Genomic DNA, 15668 nt, shown 5'->3' on the forward strand with positions numbered 1-15668 from the left:
AGTCATGGTTGTCTTGTTGATTATTTCTCGCTTATCTAGCATAGCCGCATGGCAGCCTCGACCGACCTCCCCGTCACCTTCGACGGCGAACGCACGCCCCAAGCGCCCCGTTCGCGCAACCTGCTGGCCGCGTGCTTTACCCACGCACTGCATGACGGCTATACCGACGGCCTCTATGCCTTTCTTCCCGTGTGGCAGGCGCAGTTCGGTCTGTCCTATGCGGCGCTGGCCCTGGTGCGCGCGCTTTATTACGGCACCATGGGCGGCCTGCAGATTCCCGCCGATCGCGCCCTGCGTGGCGTCTCGGCCCGAGCCGCGCTGATACTTGCGACCGTCATCGCGGCCATGGGATTTCTGATCATGGCGCTACCCCTGGGCTTCGCGGGACTCTGCGTCGGCCTCGTCGTGGCGGGCGTGGGTTCGAGCATCCAGCATCCACGCGGTTCGATGCTCGTCACCGACAGCTACGGCGACGCATCGCGACGACCGCTGGGGATGTACAACTTTTCCGGCGACCTCGGTAAGGCCATCGTGCCGGCGCTTGTCGCGGTGACGTTGCCCGTGCTCGCCTGGCGCCCCGTGCTGGGATTGATGGCGCTGCTTGGCATCGTTGTTGCGCTGGGACTGATGTCCTGGGCGCCGAAGGCTCCCGTGATCGCACGCGCCAGGGTAAAGACGCAACGTGGTCACGGCCGTGGCGGCTTCGGCATCCTGACGACCATCGGTGCGCTGGATACGGCGACCCGCATGGGCTATCTGCTGTTCCTTCCGTTTCTGATTCATGCCAAGGGCGGCAACTCCCCGACCGTGGGCGTCGCGCTTGCTCTGCTCTTTATCGGTGGCGCGCTGGGCAAGGCGACCTGTGGATGGCTGGGTGAGCGACTGGGTGTGGTCGGGAGCGTCATCGTGACCGAGGTCGCCACGGCCGCGCTGATGGCCGCGACGCTGCTCACACCGCTGACACCGACACTCATCGTGCTGCCCTTGCTCGGTGTCGTGCTCAATGGCACATCATCGGTGCTTTACGGGACCGTGCCGGAGCTCTCCGACGGTGACACCGGTCGCGCGTTCGCGGTCTTTTACACGAGCGTGGTCGTTTCGGGCGGCTCCGCGCCCATCCTGTACGGCGCCATTGCCGATCACAGCAATCAGACGATCGGCATCCTCGCCTCGGCCGCGACTGCCGCCCTGATTGCGCCGCTGGTGATGTTGCTGAAACCTCATCTGCGCGACACCGTTTCCACGACATAAAGGTTTCGACCATGACTGACGATTCGCAGGCACCGCTCATCCTGATCACCGGCGGCAGCCGGGGCATCGGCGCGGCCACGGCACGACTGGCCGCCGCCCAGGGCTACGATGTGGCGATCACCTACGTCTCCGATGAGTCCGCGGCACTCGCCGTCGTTGCCGATGTCGAAGCGGCCGGACGTCGCGCGCTGGCCGTCCGCGCGGACAGCGCCGATCCCGGGCAGATCGACGGGCTCTTCGCCGCGATCGACCGCGAGTTCGGTCGCATCGACGTGCTGGTAAACAATGCAGGCGTTCTCGCGCAGCAATCCCGTCTGGAGGATCTGAGCTTCGACCGGATGCAGCGCATTTTCGCGGTCAATGCGATCGGCCCCATCCTCTTCGCGCAACACGCCATACGACGGATGTCGCATCGCTACGGCGGCAGGGGCGGATCCGTCATCAACGTGTCGTCCGCATCCGCACGACTGGGCAGCCCGAACGAGTACGTCGACTACGCGGCGTCCAAGGGTGCGCTCGAGACCTTCACCACTGGCTTTGCCAGGGAAGTCGCCGCCGAGGGCATCCGTGTCAACTGCGTGCGCCCCGGACACATTTACACGGACATGCACGCCAGCGGTGGCGAGCCGGGACGAGTGGACCGCGTCAAGGAATCCATACCGATGAAGCGTGGCGGTCAGCCCGACGAGGTGGCGCGCGCGATCCTGTGGCTTGCAGGCGCCGAGGCCTCATTCATTACCGGCACCTTTCTGGACGTGACCGGCGGCAAGTAAGCCGCGGTGCGCGACACCAGATAGCGGCGTACCGGGCCGAATAGGCATACATGATCATTGCCCACCGCGTCGCCGCCTGAGTACCATCGACCTGGAACGCCCGGACCGTGCGCGAAACCTTCGACACCCGGACGTCAGGGGAAGACATGGCGTTGAACAGATCAGGCGCAGGCCCATGAGCCGCCGCTGGAAACCCGTCCGCTCGCGCTGGAGCGACCCGCTCACCCAGGTGCGTTGGGACGACTTCGAGCGACGCGTCGCCGAGTACTACCGTGGGCAAGGCTACCGGGTGGATCACTCCGGCACGGGTGTTGGCTACGCCATGGCCGATGGCGGTATCGACCTCAAGCTGTACCGCGACGGCGAATACATCGTCGTGCAGTGCAAGCACTGGAACACGGGACAGGTGCCGCATAACGCGGTGCATGAACTGATCGGCGTGATGCACACGGAGGGTGCACAGCGCGCCATCCTGATCTCCTCCGGCGAGTTCACCGATCACGCCATGCGGTCGGCGGCGAAGTTCATGCCGATCCAGCTGATCGGTGGTGCGGAGATACGTAGCATGCTCGGGCCGATCCCCGAGGTGGACATGCCGCCGCTGGATGACAGGCCGAGCTGGGTGACGGCCGGTCGTAAACGACCGCGGGTATCCGCGTCGGCGTCCGGCACGCCGATCATCGCGGTTCTCGCCGTCGTCGCGGTACTGCTTATCAGCTACCTGTCCATCCCGCGCGTCCTGGACAACATGGGTAAGTCCATCATCCAGTCCACCTCACAAGGTGTCGCCAATGCACGCGCCAACGCCGCCGCGCCGACACGTCATTTTGCGACTCGACCCAGCGACTACTACTCGTCCCGGCTCGCCACGCCACCCGTGGTGTCGCACCAAAGCTACGCGGCCATGACCCAGCCGACCGCCGCGCCCCGGCCGCCGATCACGAGACCCGACGGCACGCCGGTGTCCACCGGGTCGACGCCGACTTCCGACGCCGACATCGCGACCTGGCAAGCCGAGAACGCAAAAGCGATGAAGATCCTGGAGAAGACGACTCCCGAACTCGGCACCCAGTGACCTGAAAGCGAATCGGAGCGACCACCAAACGGCGGCGCCGGCAAAGTTCTCAGACGCCATGCCGCCGTTGTGACCAGGGCCCCGAGGTATTGCAAACCCACCGACCGGGGCATACAGTGAACCACATGGTTCACTATCAAGCCCGCCTCGACGCCACCTTCGCCGCCCTCTCCGACGTCACCCGACGCGGCGTGCTGGAGCAGCTTGGCCGTTCGGACGCCTCGGTCAGCGACCTCGCCCAACGTTTCCACATGACCCTTACCGGCATGGGCAAGCACGTCAGCATTCTGGAAGAGGCGGGGCTCGTGACCACGGAGAAGGTCGGGCGCGTGCGCACCTGCAAACTGGGGATGCGTCAGCTGGAAGAAGAAGCCGCCTGGATCGAGCGGCACCGCGAACTCTGGAGCGCGCGCTTCGACGCGCTGGATGAAATCGTCGACCACCTTAAACGCGAGGAGAAGGCCAATGGCAAGCGAAGGTAGTTCAGCCGCAAGCAAGCGCACCGCCGTGGAACGCAAAGGCGACCGCGAGCTCGTTGTGACGCGCACGTTCGATGCGCCGGTGCACCTCGTGTTCGAGGCGTGGCGCAACCCCGAGCTGTTCAAACGCTGGTGGATTCCGAAGTCCGCCGGCATGTCGCTGGTCTCGGGCGACATGGACATCCGCACCGGCGGCACGTATCGCCTGGTGTTCAAACATCCGGCCTTCGATCAGCCGATGGCGTTCTTCGGTACGTACAAGGAAGTGACCGAGAACACGCGGCTCGTATGGACGAACGAAGAAAGCGACCAGGGCGCGCTGACCACCGTGACGTTCGAAGAAAAGGACGGCAAGACGCTGGTCACCCTGCACGAACTGTATCCGACGGAAGCGGCGCGCGACGAGGCGATCGCTGGCTCGGCGGAAGGCCTGCCGGAACAATTTGCGCAGCTGGACGAGTTGCTCGCAGCGGGGGAGTGATCCGCCAGAGCATGCGTTTTCAGTGGGTGATACCGATCGTCCGCATCCAGGCTTCGGCCAGTGCGGGCCATCCATTGATCGGCAGGTTCGTCGACCGCAGGCCAAACGCGTGCCCGCCCTGTGCATACAGGTGCATTTCCGCGGGCACGTGCTCCCTGGCCAGCGCGGCGTAGTAGACCAGCGACTGATGCACGCCGTCCGTGTAGTCGTCCTCCGCCTGGACAAGAAATGACGGCGGCACATGGGCGGTGATCGGAAGATTGGGATTGGCTTTGTCGTCGTCCGTGGCGAGATGCCCCGGGTAGATCAGCATGGCGAAATCCGGCCGGGCACTTTCCTTATCGGCAGCATCCACCGGCGCGTATAGTTTGCGGTCGAAAACCGTGCTGATTTCCGCCACCAGAAAGCCACCCGCCGAAAAGCCCAGCACGCCGATCTTGTGCGGATCGACCTTCCACTCCGCCGCATGCGAGCGCACCAGTCGCATGGTCCTTTGCGCATCCTGCAACGACGGCGTCGACAGCGCGCGGTTGTGCGGGCGGCAATCGCAAGCCGCCACATAGGGCAGACTCGGCACGCGATACTTCACCAGCACGCACGTGATGCCCCGGGACGTCAGCCAGTCGCATGCTTCGGTGCCCTCGAGATCCATGGCCAGAATCTCGAAGCCACCTCCCGGAAATACGACGACTGCAGCACCCGTATTCTCGCCTTTCGGTGTGTAGACCGTCATGGTGGGCTGCGACACGTTGCTGACGGTTACCATCGGTTTGCCGCCGAACGGCTTCGTGCTCGTCCTGACATATTCCGGACCGGGCATAGGCGTCGCCGCGGGCGGCGCTTCCGGCCACAACGGTATTTGCGTGTGTCCGGCGGTGGGCTGCCAGACATCGGTGCCTGCGTTTACGTTTGCGGCAAACGCGATAAGAAACAGGCTGATGATCCGGATGTTCACGACGTCCCCTCTCGTTTTTTCCGATTCTGGGCGCCGCCTCGGGTGAATGCCTGTCGGCTTTCTGGCTTTTACGAGGCGACGGGCGTGCGGGACAGCGTCTTCGATCCCCCATGCGGAGTATCAGCCCGGATGAATTGTCAGGAAGCGACCGAGAACAGGGAGCCGCTGGCGGATGGACGTGCTTAGCGGGGGATGTCCACTTGCGTCAGCCACGCCACCGTCCGCTCGACATCTTTCACCGAATGCCAGCCGTGCAACGCCACGCGAAGGTAGCCCTCGCGTGTACTCGTACCGATCTTCTGCTTCGCCGCTGCCGCGAGAAGCCGCTCGGCACGATCGTCCTCGACACGAAACGACAAGGTCGGTCCGAGTCTGTCGGCTTCCAGCAAGCCCTGAAGACGCGCGACGTCGTGTGACCACTCCTCGTAGGGAAGCAGTCGTTCCAGTAACAGCCGTTGCAACGCCATGACGTGCGCCTGGATAGCGCGCGCGCCGCCGCTGTCGAGCAACAGCTGCACGGAATGACCGAGCGCGCCACACGAAAGAATCGACGGGCTACCCGCCTCCAACCGCCGTCCGTCACTCGCCCAGACGTCGCCCGCGGCCGCCTGCGTGCCCGACTGTGAGAACGCCGCGGGCGCGGACAGCCATGTACCGAGAGGCACCAACCGCTGGCGAAACGTCGGACGGGTCCACATCACGCCTTGCCCCTGCGTGCCGAGCAGGCCCTTGTGACCGCCACTGACGAAGGCATCCACATGCGTAAGCGAAGGGACCATCGTGCCAGCACCCTGGATACCGTCGACCACGAGATGCACGCCACGAGCGGCACAGCCCTGCCCCAGACGATCCAGATCGAGCCGTGTGCCGTCCTGAAAGCGGATCCATGACACCGACATCAGTCGCGTATGCGGCGTGATCGCATCGAGCAGGCGTTGCTCGGGCTCGATGCCGGGCGTGGGCGGTGCGGGGTTGGCCGCCAACTGGTCTGGCCACAGCTCCACCTCGCGGCAGACGACGCCGCGAGCTGATAGCGCCAGCCAGGGAAGGCGATTGCTCGAGAACTCCCCGGCGGGGATAAGCACCTCGTCACCCGATTGCCACGGATACCCCAGCGAGATCGCTTCCAGCCCTGCCGACGTGCAGGCGACGAGGCTGATGTCGGCTTCGTCGACGGCGAAGAACGCCGCGCTCGCGTGACGCAAGCGCGCCTGGACGTCGAGGAAGTCTTCCTCCCAGCGTAAGTTCCAAGGCTCGAGTTCGGTTTCCAACAGCGCACGTACACCCTCCGCCGCGACGCGAGGGATGGGGCCATCCTTGCAATGCGCCAGCCAGAGGACGTCGGCTGGGAGTTGCAGGGCATCCCGAGGGATCGGGGGGATGCCTGGCGCGGGGGGCATGGCGGAATCCTTGCTGGCTCGGGACGGGGAATGTTACCTCGCCTCGGTAAGTTTAGTTCCGTACTGGTATCGGGTCAGTCCTGACCAACACCCCTTCACCTCATCACGCTTGACGGCCTGACGGATGCGTCAGTCTCGGAACAGCGCAAAACCGCGGCAGCCATGACCGCCGTCTACAGAGGTCGGCCGCCGGTCCCGCAAACGGTTATGTGACTTACTTGCGAAGGCGCTGCTCCAACTCCGTCGCGCGCGCCTCGGTCTCGTTGACCTCGCAATCCGCCGCCACGATCTGGTCGGCAGTTCCGGGATTATCGGGCAATACACACTTCGTGCTCTTTCGCCCTATCCATTCCCGCTCTTCGCTCCGAAGACGGTCCTTCTCGTCAGAGGAAAGGCGGGACATCAGCGCCCGGTAATTCCAGTTAAGCCGCTTGTCCTGATAAGCAAACTCGACATGCGCGCACTGGAGCACAGCGGCTGTCGTCGGCGCACTTCCGCCGACGCAATCCGTGTATGCCTGTCGCAAATGCGACTTTGGCTGCTCGGCTATGGATGGCTGAGCATATGCGGTCGCGGTCACTGCCACGGCAACGCAAAGGAACGAACAACGGGCTCGCCCAGGCGCGGGCGTTAACAGACGGGCCACTTCATCCATCGGCCGTTCCTTAGCATTTCGGGGTGTGAGCGGCGAGAGTAAGCAGCCGCCCACCATCGATCAACCCCACGACACCGACTTGAACGAACGGCAAGAAGGCGCCCTACCGCGCCATGGACGGCCCCGCCGCACCCTGAGCCTGGGTCTCGGCCTGCTGCCGATCCATTGCGCGTTGCTGGGTCTGCTGCTGCGCCTGCTCATGCCCCTGGAATTGCTGCATGGCTTCAGGCCATTTGGCTGCGCTTTGCTCCATGGGGGTATTAGCCTCCGCGGTCGGCACCTTCGTCTGCAAGTCAAACAGGTGGTCGCTCCGGCCTGGCGGGGTCTGCACCGCCCACATAGCGTCGCCTGTCGTGGACAGAGCAACTTGGTCGACGCGCTTCAAACCGTCAGCGCGGGCCTGAACCGTCAGGGCCGAAGCTATCTGGTCGGTGTGCTGATCAGGTGTGCGGCCCATGTTCCGATCCAGAGCCGCGACGTGACCGTGGACTTGCTTGAAGAAAACATTGTCAGGATGGGCAGGGTCGTCCAGGCGTGTCGGCAGCGCACGCTTCATGTCGCTGACGGTGCGCTCGGCCAGATTGAGTTCTTCCGTTGTACGGGCATCTGCGGGGTTGGTACCGTAGATCATTCCGGGCCTGGACCATTCACCATCCTTGCCGTGGGTGTACGTCTTTCCATCCGAGGCAAGAATTTTGTCTGTTGGCGCGGCCAGCGCGTGGTGCACGGCTTCTGGCATCGGGCCATGCATCATCCAACCGTTCTGCTCGTAAACAGATGCGTAGCGTTGCGCTACACCGATCGGCGACTCGGCGGCGTTCCGCTGAACGGTCTGCTTTGCGAGCAGTTCGAGATCCGAAGCTCGCTGCGGTGTCGCGACCTCCATGTGGGAACTTGTCATCCCATGCTCCAGGACGCCATCAACGACGTGCCTGGACCACTGATGGGTCTGCGGGTCACGCGTCCAGGGGGCATCCCGCAGGCTTGGTGTGTCGCCCGCAGCGGCCGGCTGCGTGAAGGGGTCACGCGGTGAGTACTCTTTTGCCAGAGCTAGTTCCGTTGCCGTGTTGGCTGCCCGGTATGACAATTGGCTAGACAGCGTGTCAGCGGCGATCAGACGCTGACCTTGAGGCGTTTCAGGTAACGGTGGAATGTCGCGTATCCATCCAAGTTTCTCGTCACTGCGCCATGTATTACCTTGTGTGTCCGACTGATGATTGATCCGATATTGATCGATCTCGTCACCGATCCTGCCGCCACCAATGAACCCGACCGTCATTCCGACGGCACCGGCGACAAACAGACCTGGCCCCGACTCGACGCCAGCTGCCGCAGCTGCGGTACCGAAGACCTCGGCGCCGGCCCAGCCACCGACGTTGCGGCTGGCGAAATGAAGCCCTTGGGATGTCGCCGCTGTCATGTTGCCATCGCCGATCGAGCCTGAGATCTGGTGAGCCGTATGCCCAACGTCGGCAACGGTTGCGACGCCCCCGACGACGCGACGCAGCGTGGGGCCGAACGGCACCGATTTTCCGGCTTCAGCGATTTGCTCTGCGGTAGCAGAAGGAATGGATGCTCTACCGGACTCCATATTGCCAGGTGCGATAACTACCCGACGCCTGACGAGCCCTTCATTCAGCTCCGCGCTCACCGCCTCGGGCCGATGCGGCGCATCGCCAGCACCCGTCACGTTGCGCGGTGCGAGTCTCTCGTTGGTTCCGCTCGGCTCTCCACGAACACCAACGCGTGGGTCGGCCCGGAAGATAAACTTGCCTTCGCTTGATCGATGAAGAACGTTATAGCGCTCATCCGTCGGCTCGAACTCCTTTTGCAGGTAGGGCTTGTCGCTCAGGGCGTTGCAGTAGTCGCGCATGAGGTTGCCGCAACGAATGGACAGACCGTCACGCTGGTAGCCGCCCCCGACGTCGGAATGTGCACCAGGCACCATGACGTTCAGGAACCGGCCGTCCTCCGAAAGCCCGGGACGAATGATCTGGTCCGAGGGGAACGTAGCGCGCAATTCGTCGGACGAAGTGATTTGAAAGCCCGATACGACCGACGGCGGAAGGCGTCGATCAAAACGCATGGGAACACCGGTAGCCACAGGGTCGAATAGCCCCACTGACTGAATCGTCTTGCCAGGTTCGGCAATGTATCGAGCGTAGGAAAGACTGCCATCCGTGGCACGAATCTCACTTTGCAGGTCGGGAATACCTTGCTCATGAAGATATCGAGTAAAGCCTGCGGCCTGACTTGCACCACGGCTGAAGCCGATGCTGTGAACCCTTACCGTAGCCTCAGGATCGCGTGCCTTCCATTCATTAGCCTTACGAACAATGTCGTCGTAGGCTTCCACTATGTTCTGACGGTAAGTGTGACCGACGGCAGAATCCGAACTTGATGCCAGCCAGCCATCTTGAGTCCCAGGACCTTCGATATACCGACCGTAAAGTTGACGATTTCCCGATCGATTCAGTTCATCGATTTGGTCCGAGATCTTTGCGACGTTCGTTGCATGCAAAGGATCCTTAAACTTGTTATTCCCAGTGCCATCGAAGGCAACAACGACAAGCCTCTCATGCCGGTTATCTGCATTGAGAAGGACAGGGACACGAAATTCGCTCAGCGCCTTGCTCGCCTCTCCATATCGAGCCAGCTGCTCAGCTGTTGCTACGGTATGCCCTACCCCATCGTTCGGAAGGCCATCGATACTTACACGTGAATCGGTCATTTCGAGCTCTCCCTGCTCAGTAGGTGCGGGTCCACACCATCATCAGATCGTTGCGGAGACGACTGAAGTCATTCCCAGGAACTTGTTGAGCCTCGGTTGCGACCAAAGCACGCATAAAGACCGACACTGTCCGGTCGTTCACTTCAACGAGGATGTCCGGCACCTCCGGATGTATCGATTTTGCATCGAGCCATGCCTCTTTAATTTCTTCGCGAGCCACCTTATGCCGGATCAGGCGGTCCTCGAACATCTTGTCCAAGTCGATGGAAAGTGCGTGCTCCTGTCCGTCTAGAGACACCCATTCAATCTCGACTGGGCCGGGAAACGTTTGCCCCTCTACGGGGCTGATGCTGTGGCTTCCGTTCCATTCATCCCGCCAGTTCTCAAATGGCATCGGACCCGAGGGCTTATCGCGAAGCTCCCCATCGCGATCTCGTCGCCGGGTCCCGAACTGGTGATTGTTGTAGATGAGACTGCAGGCCATCGTGTTGAAGCATGCCGCACCAAACCCGTGCGTGTGGAACTTCAGCGGCCAAGGGTCCTTTCCGTAAAGGGGCCCTGCTAATTCGGGAAGTGGCTTATAGGATGGCATCTGCGATTCTCCTTATCGGCGTGTTTCTGCGCCTTCGGAACCGGACAGGGTCCTGAAGGACGAGTACTTAGACACAGTCTACCGAGGCACATGGCTGGCAAACAGTCATTCGGGAGGCTCCGTCATGAAATTGGGATAAACCTCACCCTATAGCTTGCGTGTCTTTATATGCAGTCCCTTTATAGGCGGGCCAAGTGGGGGCAAGGGAAAACGCTTCGCTCCACCAATCAGGGCGAGGACTCCGCCCTCGCCTGCTTCCAACACATCCGCACATGCGCCTGCGCGGCACACTGCACCCCCATATTCGTCAGCGCGCCGATGGCCTCGAGCCCCAGCGCCATGCGCCGGCAATCCACCGAATCCGCCTCATGAATCAGATCCGCCAATAGCCCTGTAAGCCCGCGCGCAAACTGAAGCCACTCGGTCGCTTCATTCAACAGCGCATGCGCCGTTGCTTCCGGATCCGCGTGATAGCACAGCGGACCTTCTGTCTGATGTTCCTTCGATACCGACATCGCAGTCTCCTTGCTAGCCGCCTCTCGCGTTTCCAGGTGCGGCACGCCAGGCACAACCGGGCGTGCCGCGGATCAAACGGATTCGCGGGTTCATCGGCTGCCTGCGACCAGGCGCCGGGGCGGCGTGATTGACGAAGTGTGTGGCGGCGTCAGCGCGCTTTGCGGTTCAACGGCTGCGGCCGCGGTTCTTCAACCGTGTCTGCGAGGTCGGCAGACGTCCCGGTGACCGGTGGGGTTGTCGCCGGGGGGATCCGGCGGGCGAGCGAGTACCGTATGATCGGGGGTAGCCACGATGCACTTCCTAGAGTTTATTGTGGTCAGCGGCCCTCTGGTGTTGGTAGCACCCTTGGGCCGCGCTTCTCACCGCTTTAAGCGATGGTTGCCTGCGAGGCTTCGACAGCGACGACGCAGGCAACGGGGTGAAACTAGCAAATCAACTTGCGGTTGTCTGTAGGCGCAACCGATCTTGTGGTCGTTAATTGCCGAACACGCTTACGTCGTGCAACAGGGCGGGCCTTTTATCGGTATGTCCCACGGTCGACGATGCGACCTTTCCGTTGCTTGCTATCACGTCCGTGACCGTACGCCCGGTGAGGAAGTTCGTCGAATAGCGGGTTTCGGCCTGGGAGTCCGTCTCGAAGGACTCCTCATCACTGCCCACGAGTGTCCAGGCACCTTTGTAGAACTTGTAGTGCAGCTTGACCCCAGCGTGGCAGGTGGCTGAACAGGACACGCTGTACTGGAGAGTCAATACACCACGGTCCTCGATGGTCAGATCCTCGACGCCGGCACGGTACGTGTCCGACGCCCTGGACTGCTCCGTAAGGACGAACGTTCCGTCGGCCCGTTGCAGCAGAATGAAGAGCTGCGCCTGATTCACCGACGAGGCATCCCACTGGACGACACCCGCCCAGTCGTCGCGCCCGTCACCATCGAGGTCACCTGTCGCTTTGATGATCCAGCCAATGGGCTTACCGAAGAGCTTCGTCAGGACGGCTTCGGGGCTGGCGACGACGGTCCCCGGGGGAGGCACGACAGGCGGATAGTCAGGATCGTCGCGCTGCGCCGATGCATAGCCGCTGCCGAGCAGCGTGGCCATCGTCAGTGCTAGTGCCCATCGTTTTCCGTACGCCATATTCCCCTCCCCTTGATGGGCGGCAAGTATGCCGCCTGGGTAAGGGACCTGCCTATGGGCTGAACAATCGCCCGCGGCTTGAGAAAAAATCGAACACCATGCGGTACATTTCGGCGGCACATCAAAGGAGTGACTTACATGGCATCGGGAACGACACCCCAGGCGCGCTCGCGGCTAACCCTGCTCGTCCTTGCAGCCACCCTGCCCTTCGCTGCCGCGGCAGAAGCCCCGCCCAAACGCGTCGATATTCCCGCCATCGGCACCCGGGCGCTCAATGCGCTCGGAAGCCTTAATGCCTCCGCCGACCTGTCGTCACCGAGATTCCTCAAAGCGCTCAAGCTGCCCTTCAGACACACCGGCATGGAAAGCTTCGCTGCGTGCAAGGCCAGGCTCGACGCCATGAAGGATGACCTGAAAGCCTGGTCGAGTACGCCCATCGAGAAGAACGGCAACGTGTGGGGAAAACAGACCAGCCCGACGACGGGCGTGGAGATACTTTCCGCCCGGCGCGCACGTTTTGTCGACTACCGCGTGATTACCAACTACGACGTCACCGATCCGAGCCAGGTGCGTGCGCAATCGACCACCACTGAGACGACATACGCGTGCGATGGTCGGGTGCTTAGTGGTGTGACGGAGAACTGGGCGGGGATGGAGATGTTTATGACGTTGGATGACGTGCCGAAGAAGTAGCCTGCACATTTTCCGCGCATGAGCATCGACTACTGACCCCCGGTCACCCGCGGCTTGCCATCGACGAGCTCAAACCGAAACGCATAGTCCAGACTGAAAGGCGCATGCTTTTCCACCTGGCGAATGTTCCCCTTGCCATCATCGACATCCTGCACCACCGTCATCGGTGAGTACTTCCACTGCATCACGGCCTGCTGGCATGCCGCGAAGAAGGCCTCGTGCACCGCTTCGGCTGACGCATCGAGATCCCTGACCTCGGTGACGCGCCCGTCCTCACCGACGATCGCCTTGACGCTTATGGTTTCGGGCGGGAGCTTCTTGCTTATCAGTGCGGCGGGATAGGTCGGCGCATCGTGCTCGACGGGCTGAGCGCCGTAGGCATGCTGGTCGCGCTTGAGCTGCAACTGGCCAGCCGACATGGCAGGGATCAGCTGGTAGCTGACGGCGCCTTTCCCGTTGTCTGGCGGCTCGTGAGGCGCGGTCGTCGGCGCGGTCGTGCAGCCACTTAAGGCCAGCGTCAGCACGATCAAGATCAGCAATGAACGGGATGGCTCCCGCTTTGCCATACGCATCGTTCGTCCTCTCATGCATCCTCCTTGGGCAGATCGAGTCAGACCACCGTCGGATCGCCGCGCTCGTCGCGACCCCTTGCTTCAAACCTTACCCCGCGAAGACCGCCTACGGCGACCTCAATTTCCTGCGGAGGGGTCTGTCCAGCTTGCCGCCTTCTTCGCGGCCGCCTCTACCCTGGCGTAATAGGCAAGCGCGGTCTTCTGGACGACGTCCGGCAGAGTCTTGAAGCTGTCGCCCGGCGTACGAGTGATCTCGTCGCTCGACTGGTTCGGCAGGCTGCCCCGGATGGCGTACTTCTTGTCCTTGTAGACCATGATCAGCTTGACGACGGTAGCGTCGAGGCCATCGCAAGCCGTCCAGTAGGGGACCGTGACCAGGGCGTTCCCGTCGCCGGCATCGATGACGTCGACCAGGGGCGTCAGCAACCGCAAGCCGCAGAGCTCACTGCCGTTGTTGTCCTTGATCTCCCACCGGGTGTCATAGCCGCCGTGGTCCTGGATAAAGCCGTAGGCGTGAAGGGTGACGTAGTCGTTCGGCTCGAGCTTGGGACCTTGCTTGTTCGCGCCGAAGGCGAGGATGCGGAAGTTACCGTATTCGTCGCGGTATTCGAGGCCTTTGAGAAGCTGGGCGCCGTTGTCGTAGTAGGTGGTGACGTCTTCGAGGTCGGGGCCGGTGAGAGGCGCTACGCCGAGGTCTTTGGCTGAGGCCGGGCCGGTTACCCAAGCCGTAAGGAATAAGCATACAAGGAGGCTCGATCTCACTGATATCGACCTTACTGGAGACGGCTGCAGAGCATATCTGTATCTCGAATCGCAAATACAGACACGTTTGTTTGACCTTGCCGTTTTCGCATTCGGCCAGACGGCCGACCACGCGGCAAACGCCGGATCGCCGTGATTTAATGATCTCGGCTAACAGCAGCCGAGCGCCTCAGGAGCAACAGACAATGGACAAGCTCTCAGACGACAAGACCCTGTCGGACTATATTGCCCTTACGGGCGAGAACGTTTTAGTTTGCTACTTCAATGCGGACTGGAACAGACCTGGTATCACGGCGGCACCGGATGCCGAATCCGCCGCCGCTGCCGAGTCCGTCAGAATAGTTGAAGCCAGCGTCGACGATTGCCGCGACGTAGCGGCAAAATATGGAGTAACGGGTGTTCCTGCAACTTTAGTATTCAAGAACGGCCGACTAGTAGCAAAAGAAATAGGGGTCCGATCCTCGGAAAGGATCCGCAAGCTAATTCAGGGCGAACCCGAATGAGGCACACGGAGAACCTCGATTGACCTGGATCGCCTGGGTCGATGGCGCATGCTGTACTTCGTGGCCGATGACAAAGGTCAGGCTTCCAGACCTGAAGTCCCCATGATCTGCGGTAAACGATCTCGAGATCAGCGCCGTCGATGGAATGTTCATCGTGTGCTTGTCGCCGTCGTAGGATCCACCGGTCCCACCGGAGCTCTTCATTACCGATATGTGGTCCAGAAGCCGACTTCCTGGTGAGGCAGGATCCGGAGTGCTAGCCGCGCGCTTGATCTGTCCGGCCAGCACGGGTGAGCCGTTCAGCACATCCTGAAGGTTGTCGACCATATCGGCAGAGACATGCCTCGACCTTCCCTGCGCATCCGGGTATGTGGACGCTGACATCTCGCCGACCATTCGTTGAACACGCAGGACCGAATGGAGGTCGCTGTTTCCAGCGCCGTCGCTCGAGCCGTCGAGCGCCGTTGCGGGCAAAGCCACAACTCCGCTCCTGAGGTCGAGGGCACCGACGGGAACGCTCGCGTTCGACGGTGCGAAGCCATTCAAGTGCCCCGTCGATGCCAGACGCCTAAGTCCCTTCAGGACGTCCTGATCGGCTTCAATCGTGCTCCGGAGCTGACTCACCTGATCCGGCGTCACTCCTGGCTGATTTGCAAAATACGCCACAGCTGCATCCAGCGCGGGCTCAAACTTTGTCATGTCCCCTCCTTGGGGCTTATCCGGTAACAGTCACCATGCCGATGCACTTACGCTCGCCGTCTACCAGGATGCGCCGCGCGTCTATGTTTACCTCGACGTCGCTCTTGTAATAGAGCAACGCAAGGAATTGGCCGATTTCGCCTCGATCTTCCGACTCGCGGTAGCCCGCTGCCCGCCATGCGGCTCGCGTGCTCTCCAGATCCATCAGGCAAGCGGGCGCTGACGACGCTGACACATCATTGTTCTCGAACATCAGCACGACGGCTTTCGTAGGCCCGTCCGGGGCAAGAAACAGGATCGAAAACGACCATCCGCCGTCCAGGGTAGGTCCGGTGTAGCCGTAGTTGCGATCCCCATGGTCCAGCCTGATGGCCAATGCCTTCTCCAGGTTGGCTGG

General features: G+C 61.9%; 17 protein-coding genes. 7 read left to right on the forward strand and 10 right to left on the reverse strand.

Annotated features, from left to right (window positions below):
* The first annotated feature begins 48 nt into the window (after positions 1-48).
* The 5 genes from B5X73_RS11385 (at position 49) to B5X73_RS11405 (ending at position 4059) form a co-directional block, all read left to right on the forward strand.
* A complete protein-coding gene (locus B5X73_RS11385) occupies positions 49-1251 on the forward strand; it encodes an MFS transporter (protein WP_079521783.1) in 1203 nt (400 codons plus the stop codon).
* 11 nt (positions 1252-1262) lie between these two features.
* A complete protein-coding gene (locus B5X73_RS11390; protein WP_079521784.1) occupies positions 1263-2024 on the forward strand; it encodes a glucose 1-dehydrogenase in 762 nt (253 codons plus the stop codon).
* 175 nt (positions 2025-2199) lie between these two features.
* Entirely contained in the window at positions 2200-3099 is a 900-nt protein-coding gene (locus tag B5X73_RS11395) for a restriction endonuclease (protein ID WP_079521785.1), read from the forward strand.
* A 125-nt stretch (positions 3100-3224) separates the two neighbouring features.
* Positions 3225-3581, forward strand: a complete 357-nt coding sequence (locus tag B5X73_RS11400) for an ArsR/SmtB family transcription factor (RefSeq protein WP_079521786.1) — start codon at positions 3225-3227, stop codon at positions 3579-3581.
* On the forward strand, positions 3565-4059 hold the full coding sequence (locus tag B5X73_RS11405; protein ID WP_079521787.1) for an SRPBCC family protein: 495 nt from the start codon (positions 3565-3567) through the stop codon (positions 4057-4059). Before B5X73_RS11400 ends, B5X73_RS11405 begins: the two co-directional genes overlap by 17 nt.
* Before the next feature lie 19 nt (positions 4060-4078).
* On the opposite strand, the gene B5X73_RS11410 is transcribed toward B5X73_RS11405, so the two are convergent.
* From B5X73_RS11410 to B5X73_RS11440, 7 genes are all read right to left on the reverse strand, one after another.
* On the reverse strand, positions 4079-5014 hold the full coding sequence (locus B5X73_RS11410) for an alpha/beta hydrolase (RefSeq protein ID WP_079521788.1): 936 nt from the start codon (positions 5012-5014) through the stop codon (positions 4079-4081).
* 182 nt (positions 5015-5196) lie between these two features.
* Positions 5197-6414 (reverse strand): aminotransferase class V-fold PLP-dependent enzyme, encoded by a 1218-nt coding sequence (locus B5X73_RS11415; RefSeq protein WP_079521789.1) that lies wholly within the window; start codon positions 6412-6414, stop codon positions 5197-5199.
* A gap of 214 nt (positions 6415-6628) precedes the next feature.
* A complete protein-coding gene (locus B5X73_RS11420) occupies positions 6629-7069 on the reverse strand; it encodes a lysozyme inhibitor LprI family protein (RefSeq protein ID WP_176167819.1) in 441 nt (146 codons plus the stop codon).
* Between the two features lie 103 nt (positions 7070-7172).
* Positions 7173-9800 carry a T6SS phospholipase effector Tle1-like catalytic domain-containing protein gene (locus tag B5X73_RS11425; RefSeq protein ID WP_079521791.1) on the reverse strand — a complete coding sequence of 876 codons (2628 nt, stop codon included), beginning with the start codon at positions 9798-9800 and terminating at the stop codon, positions 7173-7175.
* Positions 9801-9816: 16 nt separating this feature from the next.
* On the reverse strand, positions 9817-10392 hold the full coding sequence (locus tag B5X73_RS11430; protein ID WP_079521792.1) for a hypothetical protein: 576 nt from the start codon (positions 10390-10392) through the stop codon (positions 9817-9819).
* Positions 10393-10619: 227 nt separating this feature from the next.
* Positions 10620-10907, reverse strand: a complete 288-nt coding sequence (locus B5X73_RS11435) for a hypothetical protein (protein ID WP_079521793.1) — start codon at positions 10905-10907, stop codon at positions 10620-10622.
* Between the two features lie 475 nt (positions 10908-11382).
* Entirely contained in the window at positions 11383-12042 is a 660-nt protein-coding gene (locus B5X73_RS11440) for a hypothetical protein (protein ID WP_139382750.1), read from the reverse strand.
* Between the two features lie 138 nt (positions 12043-12180).
* Between B5X73_RS11440 and B5X73_RS11445 the strand changes: the two genes are divergently transcribed.
* Positions 12181-12735, forward strand: coding sequence for a hypothetical protein (locus B5X73_RS11445; protein ID WP_079521795.1), 555 nt, complete (start codon positions 12181-12183; stop codon positions 12733-12735).
* Between the two features lie 29 nt (positions 12736-12764).
* On the opposite strand, the gene B5X73_RS11450 is transcribed toward B5X73_RS11445, so the two are convergent.
* Together B5X73_RS11450 and B5X73_RS11455 are read right to left on the reverse strand one after the other, a co-directional pair.
* Positions 12765-13307 carry an energy transducer TonB gene (locus tag B5X73_RS11450; RefSeq protein WP_139382751.1) on the reverse strand — a complete coding sequence of 181 codons (543 nt, stop codon included), beginning with the start codon at positions 13305-13307 and terminating at the stop codon, positions 12765-12767.
* A 117-nt stretch (positions 13308-13424) separates the two neighbouring features.
* Positions 13425-14069, reverse strand: coding sequence for a hypothetical protein (locus B5X73_RS11455; RefSeq protein WP_079521797.1), 645 nt, complete (start codon positions 14067-14069; stop codon positions 13425-13427).
* 185 nt (positions 14070-14254) lie between these two features.
* On the opposite strand from B5X73_RS11455, the gene B5X73_RS11460 reads away from it, so the two are divergent.
* Positions 14255-14572 (forward strand): thioredoxin family protein, encoded by a 318-nt coding sequence (locus B5X73_RS11460; protein WP_043692167.1) that lies wholly within the window; start codon positions 14255-14257, stop codon positions 14570-14572.
* On the opposite strand, the gene B5X73_RS11465 is transcribed toward B5X73_RS11460, so the two are convergent.
* A complete protein-coding gene (locus tag B5X73_RS11465; RefSeq protein WP_079521799.1) occupies positions 14549-15271 on the reverse strand; it encodes a hypothetical protein in 723 nt (240 codons plus the stop codon). The genes B5X73_RS11460 and B5X73_RS11465 overlap by 24 nt on opposite strands.
* Positions 15272-15668 lie beyond the last annotated feature (397 nt).

The sequence above is a fragment of the Luteibacter sp. 22Crub2.1 genome, assembly GCF_900167995.1.
Lineage (GTDB): Bacteria > Pseudomonadota > Gammaproteobacteria > Xanthomonadales > Rhodanobacteraceae > Luteibacter > Luteibacter mycovicinus.

Coding starts and splice junctions, on each gene's coding strand:
- B5X73_RS11420 (WP_176167819.1), bottom strand. CDS start 7,069: ATGGATGAAGTGGCCCGTCTGTTAACGCCCGCGCCTGGGCGAGCCCGT.
- B5X73_RS11435 (WP_079521793.1), bottom strand. CDS start 10,907: ATGTCGGTATCGAAGGAACATCAGACAGAAGGTCCGCTGTGCTATCAC.
- B5X73_RS11460 (WP_043692167.1), top strand. CDS start 14,255: ATGGACAAGCTCTCAGACGACAAGACCCTGTCGGACTATATTGCCCTT.
- B5X73_RS11395 (WP_079521785.1), top strand. CDS start 2,200: ATGAGCCGCCGCTGGAAACCCGTCCGCTCGCGCTGGAGCGACCCGCTC.
- B5X73_RS11385 (WP_079521783.1), top strand. CDS start 49: ATGGCAGCCTCGACCGACCTCCCCGTCACCTTCGACGGCGAACGCACG.
- B5X73_RS11405 (WP_079521787.1), top strand. CDS start 3,565: ATGGCAAGCGAAGGTAGTTCAGCCGCAAGCAAGCGCACCGCCGTGGAA.
- B5X73_RS11450 (WP_139382751.1), bottom strand. CDS start 13,307: ATGCGTATGGCAAAGCGGGAGCCATCCCGTTCATTGCTGATCTTGATC.
- B5X73_RS11465 (WP_079521799.1), bottom strand. CDS start 15,271: ATGACAAAGTTTGAGCCCGCGCTGGATGCAGCTGTGGCGTATTTTGCA.
- B5X73_RS11440 (WP_139382750.1), bottom strand. CDS start 12,042: ATGGCGTACGGAAAACGATGGGCACTAGCACTGACGATGGCCACGCTG.
- B5X73_RS11400 (WP_079521786.1), top strand. CDS start 3,225: ATGGTTCACTATCAAGCCCGCCTCGACGCCACCTTCGCCGCCCTCTCC.
- B5X73_RS11415 (WP_079521789.1), bottom strand. CDS start 6,414: ATGCCCCCCGCGCCAGGCATCCCCCCGATCCCTCGGGATGCCCTGCAA.
- B5X73_RS11430 (WP_079521792.1), bottom strand. CDS start 10,392: ATGCCATCCTATAAGCCACTTCCCGAATTAGCAGGGCCCCTTTACGGA.
- B5X73_RS11445 (WP_079521795.1), top strand. CDS start 12,181: ATGGCATCGGGAACGACACCCCAGGCGCGCTCGCGGCTAACCCTGCTC.
- B5X73_RS11390 (WP_079521784.1), top strand. CDS start 1,263: ATGACTGACGATTCGCAGGCACCGCTCATCCTGATCACCGGCGGCAGC.
- B5X73_RS11425 (WP_079521791.1), bottom strand. CDS start 9,800: ATGACCGATTCACGTGTAAGTATCGATGGCCTTCCGAACGATGGGGTA.